This is a genomic window from Citricoccus parietis (assembly GCF_042433045.1).
GTDB lineage: Bacteria > Actinomycetota > Actinomycetes > Actinomycetales > Micrococcaceae > Citricoccus > Citricoccus parietis.
Genome location: NZ_JBHLWH010000005.1, coordinates 233884 through 252435, shown reverse-complemented (window position 1 = coordinate 252435; position 18552 = coordinate 233884). Strand labels below are relative to the sequence as shown.

Below are 18552 nucleotides of genomic sequence, written 5' to 3'. Positions count from 1 at the left end.
CCCGTGACGACCTTCGACTCCGGTCCGCTGGACCGCAAGCTCACCGCGCTCGAGACCGCCGCCCGGCTGGGCGAGGGGCGGGTGTCCGAGGAGGGGCTGGCCTCGGCCGGTCAGGTGGTGGAACGGGCCCGGGAACGACGCCGGCTCTCGGCCGACCACACGGTCGTCGGCTTCTTCGGGGCCACCGGTTCCGGCAAGTCCAGCCTCTTCAACGCAGTCACCGGTCACCCTCTCGCCCGCGCCGCTGCCACGCGGCCCACGACCTCCGAGCCCCTGGCCGCCGTATGGGGTGCCGACGGTTCCGAAGCGCTGCTCGACTGGCTGGAGGTCTCCCACCGTCATCAGCTGGACGGTCGCGCGGCCGGAACTGAGCCCTCGGGGCCGTGGTCCCGGCTGCTCGGCCAGCGCTGGAGCCGGAAGAACGACCAACCCGGAGGCCTGATCCTGCTCGACCTGCCGGACTTCGACTCGATCGCCGTCCGGCACCGGGAGATCGTGACCCGGCTGGCCGGCCAGGTGGACGTGCTCGTCTGGGTCGTCGACCCGCAGAAATACGCGGATGCCGCCCTGCACCGCGAATTCCTCGAGCCGCTGGCCGCCCACCGCGGCGTCACCCTCGTGGTCTTGAACCAGGTCGACCGGCTCGCCGAGGCGGATGTGGGGGCTGTGACCGCATCCCTGAAGGGCATCCTGGCTCAGGACGGCCTTGCCCGCGTACCCGTCTATCCTGCCTCGGCCACCACCGGCGCCGGCGTCGAGCCCCTCCGGTCTGCCATCGCGGAGGTGGCCGAACGGCGGAGCGCCGCCAGTGAACGGCTGCTCTCGGATGTGCGCACGGCCGCCAAGGCCCTGGGCGCCGGGGACGCGGGAGGCGTTCCGGCCGGCGTCGGGAAGGCGGATGAGGCCAGGCTCGTGGACGCGCTGACCGAGGCTGCCGGCGTCACCACCGTGGTGCGGGCCGTACAGCGGTCCTATCGGATGGAGGGCGGCCGCCGCACCGGATGGCCCGTGGTCCGATGGGCCACGCGCCTTCGCCAGGACCCGCTGCGCCGGCTCGGGTTGCGACGCGGGGATGATCCGCAGCGCGGGACGAACCGGGCGCCGGCCTCCGCGGCAGACGATCCGCGACTTCACCGGAGTTCACTGCCCGAGCGCAGCCCGGCCCAGCAGGCGCAGGCCGACGGCGCCATCCGCGCCTTCGCCGAGGTCACGGGCGCCGGCGCCCCGGACGCGTGGCGTTCCGCCATCCGCCGTGCCGCCCGCAGCCATGCGGACACGCTTCCGGACGAACTGGACCAGGCGATCACCTCCACCGACCTGGGGGCCGGGAAGGGGTCCTGGTGGTGGCACGTGGTCAATGCCCTCCAGTGGACCGCCCTGGTGGCCGCCGTGGCCGGTCTCGCCTGGCTGGGCGTGCTGGCCCTGGCCGGGTACTTCCAGTTCGAGATGCCACCCGCCCCGGCCGTGGAGGGCTTCCCGATCCCCACGCTGCTCGTGTTCGGTGGACTGGCGTTCGGGCTGCTGCTGGCACTGCTGATGGCCCCGCTGGTGCGGCTGGGGGCACGGAACCGTGCGCGCCGGGCCCGACGCCGGCTGCGCGCCGCGGTCTCGAGGGTCGCCCGGGACCGCATCGCCGAGCCGGTGACGGCGGAGATCGAACGCTACGGTGCGTTCCGGGAGGCGCTGGCGGCGGCCAGCGGGCGCCATTGACGGCGTCCGGCGTGACACCGGCCCCGCGAGCCCGCCAGAGCGTCGGCGGACTGGGCGAATCGGGGATCCTGCGGATCCTGAACCGCCGCTTCGCCGCCGTACCGGCAGCGGGAGACTGGCCGGAGGGGACCGTCGGCCCCGGGGATGATGCCGCGGTCGTGGCCGCCCCGGACGGCAGGTTCGTCATCACGACGGATGCCATGGCGCAGGACCGTGACTTCCGGCTGGACTGGCCAGCCGTTCACGGCGTGAGGTTCGACGGGCATGGCTTGGCGGGCGGCTATTCCACCGGTTGGAAGGCCGCCGCCCAGAACCTCTCCGACATCAACGCCATGGGGGGAGAGCCCTCCGGTCTCCTCCTGGCCCTGACCATGCCTCCTACCACCCCCGTGGCCTGGATCGACGGCCTCGCGGCCGGGCTCGCGGGAGCGGTGCGCCACCTCGGCGCGACTCGCTGCCGGATCGTCGGCGGAGACCTGGGCTCGGACGACCGCATCACCGTGGCCGTCACCGCCACGGGAGACCTGGACGGCCGGCCGGCGGTGCTGCGCACGCTGCCGCCGGGAGCCCACGCGGTCACGGCTGACCTGGACCTGGTCCTGTGCGGCCGGGCCGGCTGGGCCGCCGCCGGCCTGGACGTGCTGGAGACGCCCCGCGGGCGGTTGGACGAACTGCTGCGCGCTGCCGAACAGGCAGAACAGCCGGAACAGCCGGAACACGGCGTCCGGCGACTCGCCGCGCTGGCGGCCGCCGCCCAACTCCGGCCCCGGCCCGTGCTGGGCGCAGGACGGGTGGCCGCCGAGGCCGGGGCACTGGCCATGATGGACGTCTCCGATGGCGTGCTGAAGGACGCCGGGCGCCTGGCCACGGCCAACGGCCTGCGGGCGGAACTCGATCCGGACTGGGTGCGCCGCGAGGCCTCGGTCCTCGTGCCCCTGGCGCGCGCCCTGGACCTCGCGAGCGGGCAGCGGACCGCCGAACGCTGGGTGTCGGCCGGGGGAGAGGACTACGGCCTGCTCGCCGCCCTGCCCGCAGGCGCCGCGGTGCCCGTGGGATTCCGGCGGATCGGACGCCTGGTCGCCGAGTCGGGAGCACCCGCGGCAGCGGAGAACGTCGGCAGCGCAGGCGGGTGGGACCACTTCACGGACCGGTGACCGGCCGGCGTCGTTCCCCGTGGCATCACACCGACGCGTCCGGGGCGAAGCGGTGTCCGAGGGCGGCGTGGGTGAAACCGGCCGTTTGCCAGGGGGCGGGGTCCAGGACGTTGCGGGCGTCGATGATGTTCTTGCGGTCCACGAGCCTGCCGATGTCCTCGGGATCCATCTGGCGGAACTCGTCCCATTCGGTGAGCAGGATGAGCAGGTCGGCACCGATGACGGCCTTGGCGAGGGTGTTGACGTAGCCCAGGCGGGGGAATCGTCGGGCGGCGTTGGCGTTGCCCTTCGGGTCGTAGACGGCCACGTCTGCCCCTGCGGTGAAGAGCCGGTTGGCGACGTCCAGGGCGGGGGAGTCGCGCACATCGTCTGAGTGGGGTTTGAAGGTGACTCCGAGGATGGCGATCTTCGCTCCGTTCAGGATCTCGACGGCGGCCGGGGAGGGCACGGTGCCGGAGCCCTCGCCCACGCCGGTGGTGCGGATCGCGCCGTTGAGGCTGTGGGAGAGGACCTGGACGGCGAGGTCGACCACGCGGTCGCGGCGGCGCAGGTTGATGTCGTCCATCTCGGCGAGGAAGCGCATGGTGCGGTCCAGCCCGAGTTCGGAGACCCGGGCCTGCAGCGCCCGGATGTCCTTGGGCAGGCAGCCGCCGCCGAAGCCGACGCCGGCGTTGAGGAACTTCCGCCCGATCCGGGGGTCGTGGCCGATCGCGTCGGCCAGGGTGCCGATGTCCCCGCCTGCGGCCTCGGTGATCTCGGAGAAGGCGTTGATGAAGGAGATCTTCGTGGCCAGAAAGGCGTTGGCGGCGACCTTGACCAGTTCGGCGGTGGCGAAGTCCGTGGTGATCCACGGGGTGCCCTCGGCCAGGGACTTGGCATATATCTGGCGCAGGAGGTCTTCGGCGTGGGCCGATTGCACGCCGACGACGAGCCGGTCCGGGGCCAGGGTGTCCTGGACGGCGTAGCCCTCGCGCAGGAATTCCGGATTCCAGGCCAGTTCCACCGTGCCCGGCAGGCCGGCGTGGGCGCGGGCGTCCGCCAGCAGGGTGCCCAGGCGCTCGGCAGTGCCGACCGGGACGGTGGACTTGCCCACGATCAGGGCGTCCCGGGTGATGTGCTCGGCCAGGGAGGTCACGGCGGCGTCCACGTAGCGCAGGTCTGCGGCGGACTCTCCGGGCTTCTGCGGGGTGCCGACCCCGATGAAGTGCGCATCGGCCCAGGTGCCGACCTCCTCGTAGGAGGTGGTGAATCGCAGCCGACCGGACTGAACGTGCTTGAGGAGCAGTTCCGGCAGGCCGGGCTCGTGGAAGGGCAGCTCCCCGCGGGTCAACGCGTCGATCTTCGCCTGGTCGATGTCCAGGCCCAGGACCTCGAATCCCAGCTCCGCCATACACGCCGCATGCGTGGCCCCCAGATACCCCGTCCCGACCACTGAGACGCGCAGCGGTGGCCCCCCGCCGGCGTCGCTCCCGGGTCTCGGTGCAGTGGATGCTGCAGGCCCGGTACGGACGGCAGGCTCGGTCTGGACGGCATCGATGGCTGGGTTGGTCACGTGGCCCATCGTAGGGACGGCCGCGTCCGAGGTCACGCCTGGGAGGCGAACACCGTGCCTCGAATGCGCGAACACTTCGCTGCGGGGTCTCTATCGCGCCTGGGTGTGCGTGGTCCGGATCAGTTCGGTGAGGTTGTGCGCGTGGCGCATCACCGTCTCCGCGTGGACCCGTCCGGGTTGGCGGGTCAACCGTTCGATGGGCCCGGAGATGGACACGGCGGCGATCACCCGTCCGCTCGGACCCCGCACCGGTGCCGAGACGGAGGCGACTCCGGGCTCACGTTCCCCGAGCGATTGGGCCCACCCCCGGCGCCGGACGGCGGCCAGCACCGTGGGGGTGTAGACGGCCCCGTTGAGGCCCTCGACGAGGCGTTCATTGTCCTCCCACGCCAGCAGCACCTGTGCGGCGGAACCTGCCTTCATGGACAGCCGCGTTCCGACCGGAATGGTGTCGCGGAGCCCCACGGGCCTCTCGGCACTGGCGACGCACACGCGGGCGTCGGCCTGCCGGCGGAAGAGCTGGGAGCTCTCCCCGGTGGCATCCCGCAGTCGGGACAGCACTGGGCCGGCGGCCGCCGTCAGCCGGTCCTCGCCGGCAGCCGAGGCGAGCTCGGAGAGTCTGCTGCCCAGGACGTAGCGGCCCTGCAGGTCACGGCCGACCAGCCGGTGATGGACGAGTGCCGAGGCGAGGCGATGGAGGGTGGGCCGTGCGATCCCCGTGGCGGAGACCAGCTCGGCCAGCGACGTCGGCCCGGCCTCGAGGGCGTCCAGGATGGCGGCGGCCTTGTCCACCACGCCGACCCCGCTGGGGGTGTGGAGGGCCTGCGGTGTCTGGTGTTCCGAAGTGTCCATACTCTGATACTAGCGTCTCATTATGTGAGACATTCGCGGACGTGATGGCCACCGTCGAGGCCGCGGTGCCAGAGTATGGATGTCACTGGTGGAAGGACACGAGATGGTAGCCAAGGCATCCCCTGAAAACGTAGTCGCAACAGTCGCAACGGCCTCAGCAGCAACCCCGCGCACGCTGGCCGAGAAGGTCTGGCAGGATCACGTGGTGGTCCCCGGCAGCGGTGCCGGCGACGCCCAGACCCCCGACCTGCTGTACATCGACCTGCACATCATGCACGAGGTCACCAGCCCGCAGGCCTTCGAGGGGCTGCGCCTGGCGGGCCGCACCGTCCGGCGCCCCGACCTGACGATCGCCACCGAGGACCACAACACCCCCACGCTGGAGATCGACAAGCCGATCGCCGACCCGGTCTCGGCCAAGCAGATCCAGACCCTGCGGGACAACGCCCAGGAGTTCGGTATCCGGCTCCATTCCCTGGGCGACGCCGAGCAGGGCATCGTTCACGTGGTGGGGCCGCAGTTGGGTCTCACCCAGCCGGGCATGACCGTGGTGTGCGGCGACTCGCACACCTCCACGCACGGCGCCTTCGGGGCCCTGGCCTTCGGCATCGGCACCTCCGAGGTCGAGCATGTGCTCGCCACCCAGTCCCTGCCGCTGAAACCGTTCAAGACCATGGCCATCACCGTCGAGGGCACCCTCCGGGAGGGGGTGACCGCCAAGGACATCATCCTCGCGGTCATCGCGAAGATCGGAACCGGTGGCGGGCAGGGGTACGTCCTGGAGTACCGGGGCTCGGCCATCCGGGCGCTGTCCATGGACGCTCGCATGACCATCTGCAACATGTCGATCGAGGCCGGTGCCCGCGCCGGCATGGTCGCCCCGGACGAGACGACCTTCGAGTACATCAAGGGCCGTCCCCACGCCCCCCAGGGCGAGGACTGGGACGCCGCCGTGGAGTACTGGTCCAGCCTGCCCACGGACGAGGGTGCGGCCTTCGACGCCGAGGTCTTCCTGGACGCCGACGAGCTGGAGCCCTTCGTCACCTGGGGTACGAACCCGGGGCAGGGTGTGTCCCTGAGTGACACCGTTCCGGTCCCGGAGCACTTCGATGACCCGAACGCCCGGGCCGCCGCCGAGCGGGCGCTGGAGTACATGGACCTGACCGCCGGCATGCCGATGAAGGACATCCGGGTGGACACCGTCTTCCTGGGCTCCTGCACCAACTCCCGGCTCGAGGACCTGCGCACCGCGGCCGCGATCATCGAGGGGCGGACCAAGGACGAAAACGTGCGGATGATCGTGGTCCCCGGCTCCGCCCGGGTGCGACTGGAGGCGGAGGCCGAGGGCCTGGACCGCGTGTTCAAGGATTTCGGTGCGGAATGGCGCTTCGCCGGCTGCTCCATGTGCCTCGGGATGAACCCGGACCAGTTGGCCCCGGGAGAGCGGTGCGCGTCCACGTCCAACCGCAACTTCGAGGGGCGCCAGGGCAAGGGTGGCCGCACCCACCTGGTCTCGCCGGTGGTCGCGGCCGCGACCGCGATCCGCGGCACGCTGTCCTCGCCGTCCGACCTGGCGGCATTCGAATCCGAACTGCAGGAGGCCTGACATGGAACCCTTCACCAGCCACACCGGGATCGGCGTTCCGCTGAAGCAGTCCAATGTGGACACGGACCAGATCATCCCGGCTGTCTACCTCAAGCGGATCACCCGTACCGGATTCGAGGACGCCCTGTTCGCCGGCTGGCGCAAGGACCCGGAGTTCATCCTGAACCGGGAGCCATACTCGGCCGGTTCAGTCCTGGTGGCGGGCCCGGACTTCGGCACGGGCTCCTCCCGCGAGCATGCGGTGTGGGCCCTGAAGGACTTCGGGTTCAAGGTGGTCCTGTCCGCCCGCTTCGCGGACATCTTCCGCGGCAACTCCGGCAAGCAGGGCCTGCTGGCCGCCGAGGTGGACCAGCAGGACATCGAGCTGATCTGGAAGGAGCTCGAAAACCATCCCGGCACGCAGGTGACGGTGAACCTGGAGGGCCGCACCGTGACCTGCGGTTCGTTCAGCACCGGCTTCCAGGTGGACGACTACACGCGCTGGCGCCTGAGGGAGGGGCTCGATGACATCGGCCTCACCCTGCGCACGGAGCAGGAGATCACCGACTTCGAGGCGAGCCGACCGGCCTACAAGCCCGCCACGCTTCCGGCCCGCACCGCCTGATCCCGGACTGATCCGGCTTCGCCCCGTATGCTGGTGTGCGGATCTGCGCCGGGCCCGTCCCGGCCATCCGCACACCAGCGACGGCCCGTCCCGGCGGGCCACGGAGGAATGCCACTGTCTATGGGAAATCTGCTGACGATCAACGGCGGTAAGCCGCTCGAGGGACGCGTGACCGTCCGTGGCGCCAAGAACCTGGTGCCGAAGGCCATGGTGGCCTCACTACTAGGCAGCAAACCGTCGGTCCTGCGCAACGTCCCGGAGATCCGGGACGTCGAGATCGTCACCGGTCTGCTCTCCGTCCACGGGGTCAAGGTCACCAAGGACCCGGAGACCGGGGACCTCAGCCTGGACCCGGCGGCCACCAAGTCCGCCACCAGCTCGGAGATCGACGCCCACGCCGGCGACTCCCGCATCCCCATCCTGTTCTGCGGCCCCCTGATGCACTCCATCGGCGAGGCCTTCATCCCGGACCTCGGCGGCTGCAAGATCGGCGACCGGCCGATCGACTTCCACCTCACCGTCCTGCGCAGCTTCGGTGCCGTGGTGGAGAAGCGCCCCGGCGGCATCCACATCTCCGCGCCGAAGGGCCTGACCGGGGCGAAGCTGGAACTGCCGTACCCCTCGGTCGGGGCCACGGAGCAGGTGCTGCTGACCGCCGTGAAGGCGGAGGGAATCACCGAACTCAAGGGCGCCGCCGTGGAGCCGGAGATCCACGACCTGATCCACATCCTCCAGAAGATGGGCGCCATCATCACGGTGCAGACCGATCGCACCATCCGGATCGAGGGTGTGGACCAGCTCACGGGTTTCAACCACCGCGCCATCCCGGACCGCAACGAGTCGGCCTCATGGGCCTCGGCCGCCCTCGTGACGCAGGGGGACATCTACGTGGAAGGCGCCATACAGCGGGATCTCACCGCCTTCCTGAACACCTACCGCAAGATCGGCGGGGAGTTCGAGGTCGATGACGACGGCATCCGCTTCTGGCACGGCGGGGGCCGGCTCAAGCCCCTCGTGCTGGAGACCAACGTGCACCCGGGCTTCATGACCGACTGGCAGCAGCCGCTCGTGGTGGCGCTGACGCAGGCCGAGGGTGTCTCGATCGTGCATGAGACCGTCTACGAGAACCGCTTCGGGTTCACCGATGCCCTGGTCCGCATGGGTGCCTCCATCCAGCTGCACCGTGAATGCCTCGGCTCCGTGCCCTGCCGGTTCGGCCAGCGCAACTTCCTGCACTCCGCCGTCATCTCCGGACCCACCGAGTTGCACGGCGCCGACTTCGACATCCCCGACCTGCGGGGCGGGTTCTCCCACCTCATCGCCGCCCTCGCCGCCCAGGGCACCTCACGGGCCACCGGCATCGAGATCATCAACCGCGGCTACGAGAAGTTCATGGACAAGCTGACCGGCCTCGGGGCAGACGTCGAGCTGAGCAGCCTGGGCCGCTAGGGGACCTCTCGTGACCGAATCCACCGGACTGCGCGCCGGCTACTTCGCGGCGGCCTCCCTCGTCCGCCCCACGCTCAACGCCATCATGTCCAAGGAGTGGCAGGGCGGCCACCACATCCCGGAATCGGGATTCATCGTGTGCGCCAACCACATCTCCAACCTGGACCCGCTGGCCCTGGGCCACATGGTCTACAGCCAGGGCCACCTGCCGCACTTCCTGGCCAAGTCCGAGCTGTTCCAGCTGCCGGTCGTGGGTGGGCTGCTGACCCGGATGCGGCAGATCCCCGTGGACCGAGCCCGTGGCGGCAATGAATCGCTCGTGGCGGCAGACCGGGTGCTCGCCGAGGGTGGGGCGATCATCATCTACCCCGAGGGGACCCTGACCTCGGACCCGGACCTGTGGCCCATGAAGGCGAAGACCGGGGCGGCACGATTGGCCCTCAAGACCGGGGTGCCGGTCATCCCGGTGGCCCAGTGGGGCATCCATGAGGTGCTGCCGAAGACGGCCAAGACACCCCGGCTCCGGCCCCGCGGGATGGGACGGATCCGCATCGGCGCCCCGGTGCCCCTGGAGGACCTGCGGGAGTCCACGTTGACGCGGTCCGTGCTGGAGACCGCCAGCGAACGCATCATGACGGCCATCACCGGCGAACTCGAGGTCCTCCGAGGCGAGGACGCGCCGGAGGGACGGTGGAATCCGCGCACCGGCCAACGGGAAGCGGGCCACCGGGGCCAGGGGATCTCGTGAACGCGCGCCCCGAGAAGCTGGTGGTGGTGGGAGCCGGCAGCTGGGGGACCACCTTCGCGAAGGTCCTGGCGGACAGTGCCATCGAACGAGGGGTGGTCGAGCCGGAGATCGTGCTCTGGGCCCGGCGTCCCGAGGTGGCCGAGGACATCACCGCCCGGAAGCGCAACACCGACTACCTCCCGGACATCGACCTGCCGGCATGCCTGAGCGCCACCACCGATCTGGCGGAGGCCGTGGCCGGTGCCGGACTCGTGGTCCTGGCCATCCCCGCCCAGGAGGTCCGCGGGCACCTGCCGGCCATTCGCGCCCACCTGGACCCGGCCGCCGTCGTGGTGTCCCTGGTGAAGGGGCTGGAACGCGGTACCGACGCCCGGATGAGCGAGCTGTGCGCTGAGGAACTCGGCCTGCCGGACGAGCGGTTCGCCGTGGTGTCCGGGCCGAACCTGGCCCTGGAGATCGCCCGCCAGGAGCCGACGGCAACAGTGGTGGCCTCCGCGGACCCCGCCACGGCCGAGTGGATCGCGGTGCGGACCTCGGGCCCGTACTTCCGGCCCTACACCAACACGGACGTGACCGGCGTCGAGATCTGCGGCGTGGTCAAGAACGTGATCGCGCTGGCCGTGGGGATCTGCGACGGGCTGGGCTACGGGGACAACTCCAAGGCCTCCGTCATCACCCGCGGGCTGGCCGAGACCGCACGCCTGGTCGAGAGCCTCGGGGGCCAGGCCGAGACCCTCGCCGGGCTCGCCGGGCTGGGCGACCTCGTGGCCACGTGTGCCTCGCCGTTGTCCCGCAACAGGACGGCCGGCCGGCACCTCGGCCAGGGGCTCAGCGTGGAGGAGGCCACCGCGCGGCTCAAGCAGACCGCAGAGGGCATGAAGTCGGTCTCCGCGGTGGTCGACCTCGCCCGGCGACACGGTGTGGAGATGCCGATCAGTGAGGCCATGAATGCCGTGATCGCCGGCGCCCTCGATGTCGACACCCTGGCCGGGCTGCTGCTGGCCCGTGACCTCAAACCGGAAGGACGATCGTGACCACGGAACCAGACCGCAACGCACGGCCCGGATCTGGCTCCCACGGCCGGCTCCGCGTGCTCGTGCTCTTCGGGGGCCGCTCCAGCGAGCACCCGATCAGCTGCATCACCGCCTCCGGTGTGCTGAACGCCATGGACCCGGACCGGTACGAGGCGGTGCCCGTCGGGATCACGGCGACCGGCCGGTGGCACGGCCTCGAGGCAGACCCGGCGCACTGGAACCTGCCCGGCGGAGACCTGCCGCAGGTCCCCGAGCCGGCCGATCCGCTCGCGTTGCGCTGTACCGAGGGGGGCGGCCATGAGCTCGTCTCCGTGGCCAGCGGGGAATCACACGGGGCCATCGACGTGGTGTTCCCGCTGCTGCACGGGCCGTTCGGTGAGGACGGGACCCTGCAGGGAGAGCTCGAGATGGCCGCCGTGCCCTACGTGGGCGCCGGCGTGCTCGCCTCGGCCGTGGGCATGGACAAGCACTTCATGAAGGTCGCCTTCCAGGCCGCCGGGCTGCAGGTCGGGCCGTGGGAGACCATCACGGACCGCCAGTGGCGTGGTGAGCGGGAGGCCGTTCTCGAGAGGGTCGCCGCCCTGGCCTTCCCTGTGTTCGTCAAGCCGGCCCGGGCGGGTTCCTCCTTCGGCATCACCCGAGTGGCGGGTGCCGAAGGCCTCGCCGCCGCGATCGAGGAGGCCCGCCGCTTCGATCCCAAGGTCGTCGTCGAGGCCGGGATCGCCGGCCGCGAGATCGAGTGCGCGGTGCTGGATGGCCATGGGGTCCAGGCGCCGCGGGCCTCCCTGCCCGGCGAGATCGTGGTCCATGACGGCTCCGGCCAGCACCAGTTCTACGATTTCCAGGCCAAGTACCAGGACGACACCGCGGCAGACCTGTCCTGCCCGGCTGACCTGCCCGAGGCGGCCATCGACGAGGTGCGCCGGCTCGCCGTCGTGGCCTTCGACGCCGTGGACGCCGAGGGCCTGTCCCGCGTGGACTTCTTCTACACTCCCGCCGGCGAATTCGTCATCAACGAGATCAACACGATGCCGGGCTTCACCCCGATCAGCATGTACCCCGCCATGTGGGAGCGGTCCGGGCTGGCCTACGGCGAACTGATCGACGAACTCCTGCAGCTCGCCCTCGAGCGCGGCACCGGGCTCCACTAGGTCCGGCTCGGCGGCCTTTTCAGAGCACCGACCCCATCACTACGACGACGGCGCGTCCGTTCCCGGGATCGGCGCCTGGGTGGGGGCCGAGGTGGTGCACCCGCCGGTGGCGGGGATGCGTCCCACGGCCGAGGAGAGGTCCACCATGACCGAGCTCGACGCCGCCCGGGTGTCATCGAACAGCACCTCGACCGCGGGGGAGCGGCCATAGGTGGTCAGGGTCCAGAACTCCCCGTCGTCCCGCGTGACCCAGTCGATGCCGTTGGCCGTCACGCAGTGCTCGGTGGTGGGCCCCGGGACGGGGACGCCACAGCGGAGGATGACGGCTGAGGGCTCGCCCCAGGCGGCCGTGGCCTGACTGTCCGTCTCCCGGCGGTCGAAACCAGAGACGGCGTCCGGCAGGGACACCATCGCCTCGGCACACACCGGGTCGGTCGCCTCCGGGGCGGCCTCGACATCGGCGACGGGCGCGCTGCATCCACTGACGATCAGGCCGAGGCCCACCACTGCGACGGTCCCGACGGTCCGGAACCTGCGAACCCGGGACAGCCCGGGGCGGGAGTGCCGAGTCAGACGCGGTGCGATGGAACGCTCGGCAGGGGTGGTCGTCACAGGACTACAGGGAGGCACGCCGGGGGAAAGCATGCTGACAGCCTACGATGAGGGCCCGTGACAGTGCCTTATCATGGGACGAGCACCACAGGCGAGGGGCCATGACGGGCAGATTCCCTGTGGCACGCGCACGGAGGGCCCCGATGCCCCGGTGACCGCGTGTGAGACCCACTGCCGCCGATACCGACCGACCCCGGAGGACCCCTGTGTCTGAACCCTCGTCTGACCTCTCCGACTCCATGGGTGACATGGGCGATGACGGATCCGGGGGCCGGCGCGACCGCGGTCATCGCAAGAAGCGGAAGAACCGGGCCGTCTGGCTGACACTCGGAATCGTCCTGGTCCTGGTCATCGGGGCCGGCGCCGTGGCCATCGGATACCTGGCGAACCTCGCCTCCACGTTCGACAACGACACGCAACGCTTCGAGACGACGTTCCCGGAGGCGGAGTCCCGTCCCACCAAGGCACCGGCCGAAGAGGGCAAGGAGGAGCCGCTCAACATCCTGCTGCTCGGATCCGACTCCGGTGGCGGCTCGGGCGAGACGGAGGACCTGGCCGGGGTACCCCAGTCCGGGCGGTCCGACACGATGATGTGGGTCCATATCCCCGGTGACCGGGAGGCCGTCTATGTGATGTCTGTCATGCGCGACCTCTGGGTGGAGATCCCGGGCGAGGGAACCCACAAGCTCAATGCCGCCTACTCCTTCGGTGGCGTGCCGAAGACGGTCCAGACCCTGGAGGGCCTGTTCGGCACCCGGATCGACCACGTGGCCTCTGTGGACATGGCTGGTTTCGAAGGCCTGGTGGATTCGCTCGGAGGCGTGGACATCACCGTCCCGGAGTCCTTCCAGGCGGGCAATGGCGGCCAGTCCTTCCAGGCCGGCGCCCAGCACATGGACGGTGACACGGCATTGTCCTTCGTCCGCGAGCGGTATGCCTTCTCCGACGGCGACTATTCGCGCGTCCGAAATCAGCAGTTGTTCCTGAAGGCGGTGGCCCAGAAGGTACTGACCGCGGAAACCCTGACAAACCCCGGCAGGATCTCGGATATGGTGGGTGGGTTGTCTCCATACCTGACGCTTGATGAAACCCTTAACTCAGGGGAGATGATCTCCATCGGCAGGACCATGACGGACATCCGTTCGGACGACCTGGAAATGTTCACGGTGCCCACCAATGGCGTGGGCCGCGCGAGGGGCCAGTCAGTCGTCTGGCCGGACGAACAGGCGATTGAGGAGATCGGCGCGGCGCTGAGCCAAGACGATGTGGCCTCATACCTTTCCGGTCAGTGACCGGCACACACTTACGAAAGGATCGCGACTTGGACCTTCGCGACTACATCCGGATCCTGCGGAACAACTGGCTGTCAATCCTGCTGGTGACCCTCTTGGGGGTGGCCGTCGCCGCCGGTGCCACGGCGCTGACGAAGCCGACCTACACCGCCCGGACACAGATTTTCGTGGCCGTGAACTCCGGTGACACCGCGAGCGACATCCTGCAGGGCTCCAGCTTCTCCGAGAAGCGGGTCACGTCCTATGTCAGCCTCGCCACCAGTCCGCGCGTCCTGGCGCCCGTCATCGAAGACCTCGGTCTGGCCCTGACCGTGCAGGGGCTGGCCGCCACGATCGAGGCCACGGCCCCGCCGCAGACCGTGCTGATCAACCTCTCGGCCAGTCACGAGGACCCCGCCCAGTCGGCGGAGATCGCCAACGCCGTGGCAGAGTCGCTGATCTCGACCGTGTATGAGGTCGAGGATCCGGAGGGCTCCAACGATCCGCTGGTGGACCTGTCCGTGGTGGAGCAGGCCTCCGTGCCGCTGACCCCGTCGAGCCCTCGCGTCGCCCTGAACCTCGTCCTGGGCCTGGTGGTGGGCGCCGCACTCGGCGTGGCCTTCGCCCTGCTCCGCACTCTTCTGGACTCCCGCGTCCGCAATCGCGAGGATGTCGAGCGCATCACTGACGCCCCGATCCTGGGTGCCTTCGCCGACCACAAGTCGGCCGAGGAGGAGCCGATCATCTCGCTGGACGACCAGTTCGATCCGCGGGCCGAGAACTACCGTCAGCTGCGCACCCACCTGAAGTTCACCAACGTGGACGGCGGCACCCAGTCCGTGGTCGTCACCTCCTCCATCCCGGGCGAGGGCAAGACCACCACCTCGTGCAACCTCGGCGTCATGATGGCCGAGTCGGGCAGCCGGGTCGTCATCATCGACGCCGACCTCCGCCGTCCGCGCGTCGCGAAGACACTCGGACTGGAAGGAGCCGTGGGCCTGTCCACGATCCTGTCCGGCCAGATCGACCTCGAGGACGCCATCCAGTCCTGGGGCCCGGACGGCGAACTGGACATCATCACCTCCGGCGAGATCCCACCGAACCCCTCCGAGCTGCTCGGCTCCGAGGCCATGCGCCGACTGCTGCGCCAGCTCGAGGGACGTTACGATGTGGTGCTCCTCGACGCCCCGCCGCTGCAGCCGGTCACCGACCCGACGGTCCTGGCCTCCATGGCCTCCGGTGTCATGCTCGTCACCCGCGTGGACGGTTACGTCCACCGTGAGCAGCTCCAGGGCGGTCTGGACAGCCTGGCCTCCGTGGACGCCCGCGTATTGGGTCTGGTGCTGACCCGCGTGCCGCAGAAGCGTGGCACGTATTACGCGTACCAGTACGCCTATGAGTCGGACGTCGTGGAACCCACGTCGGCCCGCCGTTCCCAGGGGGGCCGTTCCTCCGGCGCCGGTGGCGCCTCCACCCGGGGCAGGGGACAGTCCAACCAGAAGGCCCTGACGGGTATGCGATTCCGGTGAGGCACCGGGCATGACCATGGAGGACACTCCACGCCGGAGTCCCTCGCGGGTGCACCAGTGGCTGGAACTGGCGGAGACCGTCCTGGGCAATGCCTCCGACCGGATGGATGCCATCAACATCTTCCCCGTCCCAGACGGTGACACCGGCAGCAACCTGTACGGAACCGTTCGCGCGGCCCGTGCCGCTGTGACCGAGGAGACCACGGAGGATGTCGGTGCCCTGATGTCCCTCGCCGGCCGCGCCGCGCTGGACCAGGCGCGCGGCAACTCCGGGACGCTGCTGGCCGTGATGCTGATCGGCATGTCCGAACCGCTGACCGGCCACGAGAGACTTGCGGCCCCGACCCTGGCCGCGGCGCTCGAACGCGCCCAGACCAGCTGTTGGGCCGCTCTGTCCGATCCGCAGGACGGCACCATGCTGACGGTGCTCGCGGCGGCCGCCCGGGCGGCCGCCGAGCATGCCGCCGGACTGCGGGGCCAGCCGGATGACCAGGTCATGAGCCGCCGGGAACTCGGCGCCGCGCTGGATGCGATCGTGGGCGCGGCCTGGCAGGCCGTGGTCCAGACGGAGGGTCAGCTGCCGGCCCTGACGGCAGCACACGTGGTCGATGCGGGCGGCATGGGACTTCTGCTGGTGCTTGACTCGCTGCGGGCCACGGTCATGGGCACCAGCATCGATCCGGGTCTGCTGGACGGACTGCACGGGTTCTCCGCCTCGGACCCACACATCCACGAGGGCTTGGACTCACCGGTGGGCTATGAGCTGATGTGCAGCATCTCGCTGGATCCCCTCACCGCCGCCACCCTCCGGTTCGAGCTCAATGACATGGGGGACTCCGTGATCATGAGCCCCGTCGGCACCTCCGGTGAGGAGAGTGGCGAGACCAACGCCCCCGTCCGATGGAGGCTGCACGTCCACGTGGACGACTACGCTGCCGCAGAGGCCCTGGTCCGCAAGGCCGGCGAACCGGAGAACCTGGTGATCACCTCCCTGCAGGACCCGGAGACCGGCGGGTGAGACCGGATCCGCTCAACCAGCCGCTCGACCGGCTCCTGGGCGGCCGCACCGGCCAGCGCCTGGACCGGGAGATGGGCCTCGGCACCGTCCGGGACCTGTTGGATCACTTCCCCCGGCGCTGGATCGAGCGTGGGGAGCTGACCCCGATCGCCGCCCTGCCCGTCGGCGAGCAGGTCACCGTGGTCGCCCGGGTGGTGTCCGTGGACCGCCGGAACATGCACTCCCGGCGCGGGTTCATCGTGGACGTCACGGTGACGGACGATGACCCGCTGCGTCCGGCCTCCCTCGACATGGCCTTCTTCAACAGCTACGAGGCTCTGCGCCGGCTGCAGCCGGGCCACCGGGCCATGTTCCACGGGAAGACCGCCCTCTACCGGGGCGAGAAGACGCTGAACAACCCGGACTTCTCCGTGCTGGACGATGCTGAGGTGCCGGGCGAGGAGGACCTGGCCCCGGTGCCGCTCTATCCGGCCACGGCCAAGGTCCCCAGCTGGGTCCTGCGGGCCAGCATCGGCACCGTCCTGGACGCCCTGGACGCGGACGCACTCCAGGATCCGGTCCCGGCCGACCTGCTCGAGGAGGCAGCCACGGACGGCGTCCCCCTGCCCGGACTGGCCGCCGCCTACCGGGACATCCACCGCCCGGCCGTGGTGGCGGACGCACTCAGGGCCCGGCGCCGGTTTGCCCTGCAGGAGGCCCTGGTGCTCCAGGGGGCGCTGGCAGTGCGGCGCCACGTGGCGGCGATGCCGGACGCGGTGTCCCGCGCCGCCGTCGGGAACGGGTTGCTGGCCGCCCTGGACGCACGGCTGCCCTTCACGCTGACCGACGGCCAGGTCTCCGCCGGGGAGACGATCTCCGTCGACCTGGCCCGTGACCGGCCCATGAGCCGCCTGCTGCAGGGCGAGGTGGGCTCCGGTAAGACGCTCGTGGCCCTGCGCGCCATGGCGCAGGTCGTGGATGCCGGCGGGCAGGCCGCCCTGGTTGCCCCCACGGAGGTGCTGGCCGCGCAGCACTACCGTTCACTGACGGCCACGCTCGGACCCCTCGCACACGCCGGCCGGCTGGACGCTCCGGACGGACCTGCCACCGAGGTCGTCCTGTTGACCGGTTCGCTGACAACTGCCCAGCGGCGTGAGGCGTTGTTGAAGATCGCCTCCGGCCAGGCCGGTCTGGTGGTCGGTACCCATGCCCTGTTCTCCGGAACCGTGCAATTCGCCGACCTGGGGCTGGCGGTCGTGGACGAGCAGCACCGTTTCGGTGTGGACCAGCGCGAGGCGCTGCGCCGGGAGAATCCCGGTACCCACCTGCTGGTCATGAGCGCCACCCCGATCCCTCGCTCCGTGGCGATGACCGTGTTCGGTGACCTGGACCTGACCCTCCTGCCCGGGCTGCCGTCCGGGCGGCAGCCCGTGGCCACCCACCTCGCCCGGATGGCCCATGGACCCCGGATCATCGGCCGCGTCTGGGAGGTGGTCGCCGAACAGGTGGCCGCGGGACACCAGGCGTTCGTGGTGTGCCCGAAGATCGACCCCACCGACCGCCGGGACAACGCTGACAATCCTGACAGTCCTGCCAGTCCTGCCAGTCCTGCCAGTCCTGACGGCCCCGCCGGCATGGCCCGGGACCACCGTCACGACGCTGCGGTCGAGGACATGGTGCCACGGATCTCCTCCCTGCCCGTGCTGCAGGGCGCGCGCATCGCCGGACTGCACGGTCGGCAGGACCAACAGACCCAGGCGGAGACCATGAGCCGCTTCGTGGCCGGGGACCTCGACATCCTGGTGGCCACCACCGTGGTCGAGGTCGGCGTGGACGTGCCCAACGCCACCGTCATGTCCATCCTCGATGCGGACGCCTTCGGCCTGTCCACCCTCCACCAGCTGCGTGGACGGGTGGGCCGTGGTACGGCCCCGGCCACCTGCCTGCTGGCCACCCGGCTGCCGGACGGGCATCCGGCGATCGACCGGCTCGAGGTGGTCGCCGGCACCCAGGACGGTCTCGAGATCGCGCGCGCCGACGTCCAGCAGCGTGGTGAGGGGGACGTACTCGGGGCCGCCCAGCACGGCGGGAGCCGTCTGAAGGTCCTGCGGGTGCTCCAGCATGCAGACCTCATCGAGCTGGCCGCCGGATGGGTTGCCGTGCACCAGTCTGCCGCGGGCACGCTGGACCACCCGGAGCTGGCGGCGGCCGTGCAGGCCTGGGAGGCAGGCCATGAGGACACCGGCGACTACATCGAGAAGGGCTGACCGGGCCCGCCCTAAG

At 70.4% G+C, this 18552-nt stretch carries 15 protein-coding genes; 12 read left to right on the top strand and 3 right to left on the bottom strand.

Annotation, left to right across the window (positions count from 1 at the left end; translation table 11 throughout):
- The first annotated feature begins 3 nt into the window (after nucleotides 1-3).
- Together ACFFIO_RS01950 and ACFFIO_RS01945 are read left to right on the top strand one after the other, a co-directional pair.
- Complete coding sequence (locus ACFFIO_RS01950) at nucleotides 4-1710, top strand: GTPase (RefSeq protein ID WP_378039982.1); 1707 nt, start codon at nucleotides 4-6, stop codon at nucleotides 1708-1710.
- Between the two features lie 11 nt (nucleotides 1711-1721).
- A complete protein-coding gene (locus ACFFIO_RS01945) occupies nucleotides 1722-2864 on the top strand; it encodes a thiamine-phosphate kinase (protein ID WP_378039981.1) in 1143 nt (380 codons plus the stop codon).
- Between the two features lie 25 nt (nucleotides 2865-2889).
- Here ACFFIO_RS01945 and ACFFIO_RS01940 read toward each other — a convergent pair whose 3' ends face one another.
- Together ACFFIO_RS01940 and ACFFIO_RS01935 are read right to left on the bottom strand one after the other, a co-directional pair.
- Nucleotides 2890-4308: a UDP-glucose dehydrogenase family protein gene (locus tag ACFFIO_RS01940; RefSeq protein ID WP_378040009.1), complete on the bottom strand. Its 1419-nt coding sequence runs from the start codon at nucleotides 4306-4308 to the stop codon at nucleotides 2890-2892.
- Nucleotides 4309-4506: 198 nt separating this feature from the next.
- Nucleotides 4507-5268 (bottom strand): IclR family transcriptional regulator, encoded by a 762-nt coding sequence (locus tag ACFFIO_RS01935; protein WP_378039980.1) that lies wholly within the window; start codon nucleotides 5266-5268, stop codon nucleotides 4507-4509.
- Between the two features lie 103 nt (nucleotides 5269-5371).
- On the opposite strand from ACFFIO_RS01935, the gene leuC reads away from it, so the two are divergent.
- The 6 genes from leuC to ACFFIO_RS01905 all read left to right on the top strand — a co-directional run bounded on the left by leuC (nucleotide 5372) and on the right by ACFFIO_RS01905 (nucleotide 11860).
- Nucleotides 5372-6874, top strand: coding sequence for a 3-isopropylmalate dehydratase large subunit (gene leuC, locus ACFFIO_RS01930; protein WP_378039979.1), 1503 nt, complete (start codon nucleotides 5372-5374; stop codon nucleotides 6872-6874).
- A 1-nt stretch (nucleotide 6875) separates the two neighbouring features.
- Nucleotides 6876-7478, top strand: a complete 603-nt coding sequence (gene leuD / locus ACFFIO_RS01925; protein WP_378039978.1) for a 3-isopropylmalate dehydratase small subunit — start codon at nucleotides 6876-6878, stop codon at nucleotides 7476-7478.
- A gap of 120 nt (nucleotides 7479-7598) precedes the next feature.
- The gene (gene murA, locus ACFFIO_RS01920; RefSeq protein ID WP_378039976.1) at nucleotides 7599-8927 is read left to right on the top strand and encodes a UDP-N-acetylglucosamine 1-carboxyvinyltransferase; all 1329 of its coding nucleotides are present in this window, start codon (nucleotides 7599-7601) and stop codon (nucleotides 8925-8927) included.
- Nucleotides 8928-8937: 10 nt separating this feature from the next.
- Entirely contained in the window at nucleotides 8938-9675 is a 738-nt protein-coding gene (locus ACFFIO_RS01915) for a lysophospholipid acyltransferase family protein (RefSeq protein WP_378039975.1), read from the top strand.
- Entirely contained in the window at nucleotides 9672-10709 is a 1038-nt protein-coding gene (locus ACFFIO_RS01910; protein WP_378039974.1) for an NAD(P)H-dependent glycerol-3-phosphate dehydrogenase, read from the top strand. Before ACFFIO_RS01915 ends, ACFFIO_RS01910 begins: the two co-directional genes overlap by 4 nt.
- A complete protein-coding gene (locus tag ACFFIO_RS01905) occupies nucleotides 10706-11860 on the top strand; it encodes a D-alanine--D-alanine ligase family protein (protein WP_378039973.1) in 1155 nt (384 codons plus the stop codon). Before ACFFIO_RS01910 ends, ACFFIO_RS01905 begins: the two co-directional genes overlap by 4 nt.
- A 39-nt stretch (nucleotides 11861-11899) precedes the next feature.
- Here the strand turns inward: ACFFIO_RS01905 and ACFFIO_RS01900 are convergent, their stop codons facing one another.
- A complete protein-coding gene (locus tag ACFFIO_RS01900) occupies nucleotides 11900-12472 on the bottom strand; it encodes a DUF3515 domain-containing protein (protein WP_378039972.1) in 573 nt (190 codons plus the stop codon).
- A gap of 206 nt (nucleotides 12473-12678) precedes the next feature.
- On the opposite strand from ACFFIO_RS01900, the gene ACFFIO_RS01895 reads away from it, so the two are divergent.
- Genes ACFFIO_RS01895 through ACFFIO_RS01880 form a run of 4 tightly spaced genes read left to right on the top strand, consistent with a single transcriptional unit; the run spans nucleotide 12679 to nucleotide 18536 of the window.
- Nucleotides 12679-13764 carry an LCP family protein gene (locus ACFFIO_RS01895; protein WP_378039971.1) on the top strand — a complete coding sequence of 362 codons (1086 nt, stop codon included), beginning with the start codon at nucleotides 12679-12681 and terminating at the stop codon, nucleotides 13762-13764.
- Nucleotides 13765-13793: 29 nt separating this feature from the next.
- Nucleotides 13794-15272, top strand: coding sequence for a tyrosine-protein kinase domain-containing protein (locus ACFFIO_RS01890; protein ID WP_378039970.1), 1479 nt, complete (start codon nucleotides 13794-13796; stop codon nucleotides 15270-15272).
- 10 nt (nucleotides 15273-15282) lie between these two features.
- Nucleotides 15283-16290, top strand: a complete 1008-nt coding sequence (locus ACFFIO_RS01885; protein ID WP_378039969.1) for a DAK2 domain-containing protein — start codon at nucleotides 15283-15285, stop codon at nucleotides 16288-16290.
- Nucleotides 16287-18536: an ATP-dependent DNA helicase RecG gene (locus ACFFIO_RS01880; protein WP_378039968.1), complete on the top strand. Its 2250-nt coding sequence runs from the start codon at nucleotides 16287-16289 to the stop codon at nucleotides 18534-18536. The genes ACFFIO_RS01885 and ACFFIO_RS01880 overlap by 4 nt, the downstream gene beginning before the upstream one ends.
- Nucleotides 18537-18552 lie beyond the last annotated feature (16 nt).

Coding starts and splice junctions, on each gene's coding strand:
- leuD (WP_378039978.1), top strand. CDS start 6,876: ATGGAACCCTTCACCAGCCACACCGGGATCGGCGTTCCGCTGAAGCAG.
- murA (WP_378039976.1), top strand. CDS start 7,599: ATGGGAAATCTGCTGACGATCAACGGCGGTAAGCCGCTCGAGGGACGC.
- ACFFIO_RS01885 (WP_378039969.1), top strand. CDS start 15,283: ATGACCATGGAGGACACTCCACGCCGGAGTCCCTCGCGGGTGCACCAG.
- ACFFIO_RS01935 (WP_378039980.1), bottom strand. CDS start 5,268: ATGGACACTTCGGAACACCAGACACCGCAGGCCCTCCACACCCCCAGC.
- leuC (WP_378039979.1), top strand. CDS start 5,372: ATGGTAGCCAAGGCATCCCCTGAAAACGTAGTCGCAACAGTCGCAACG.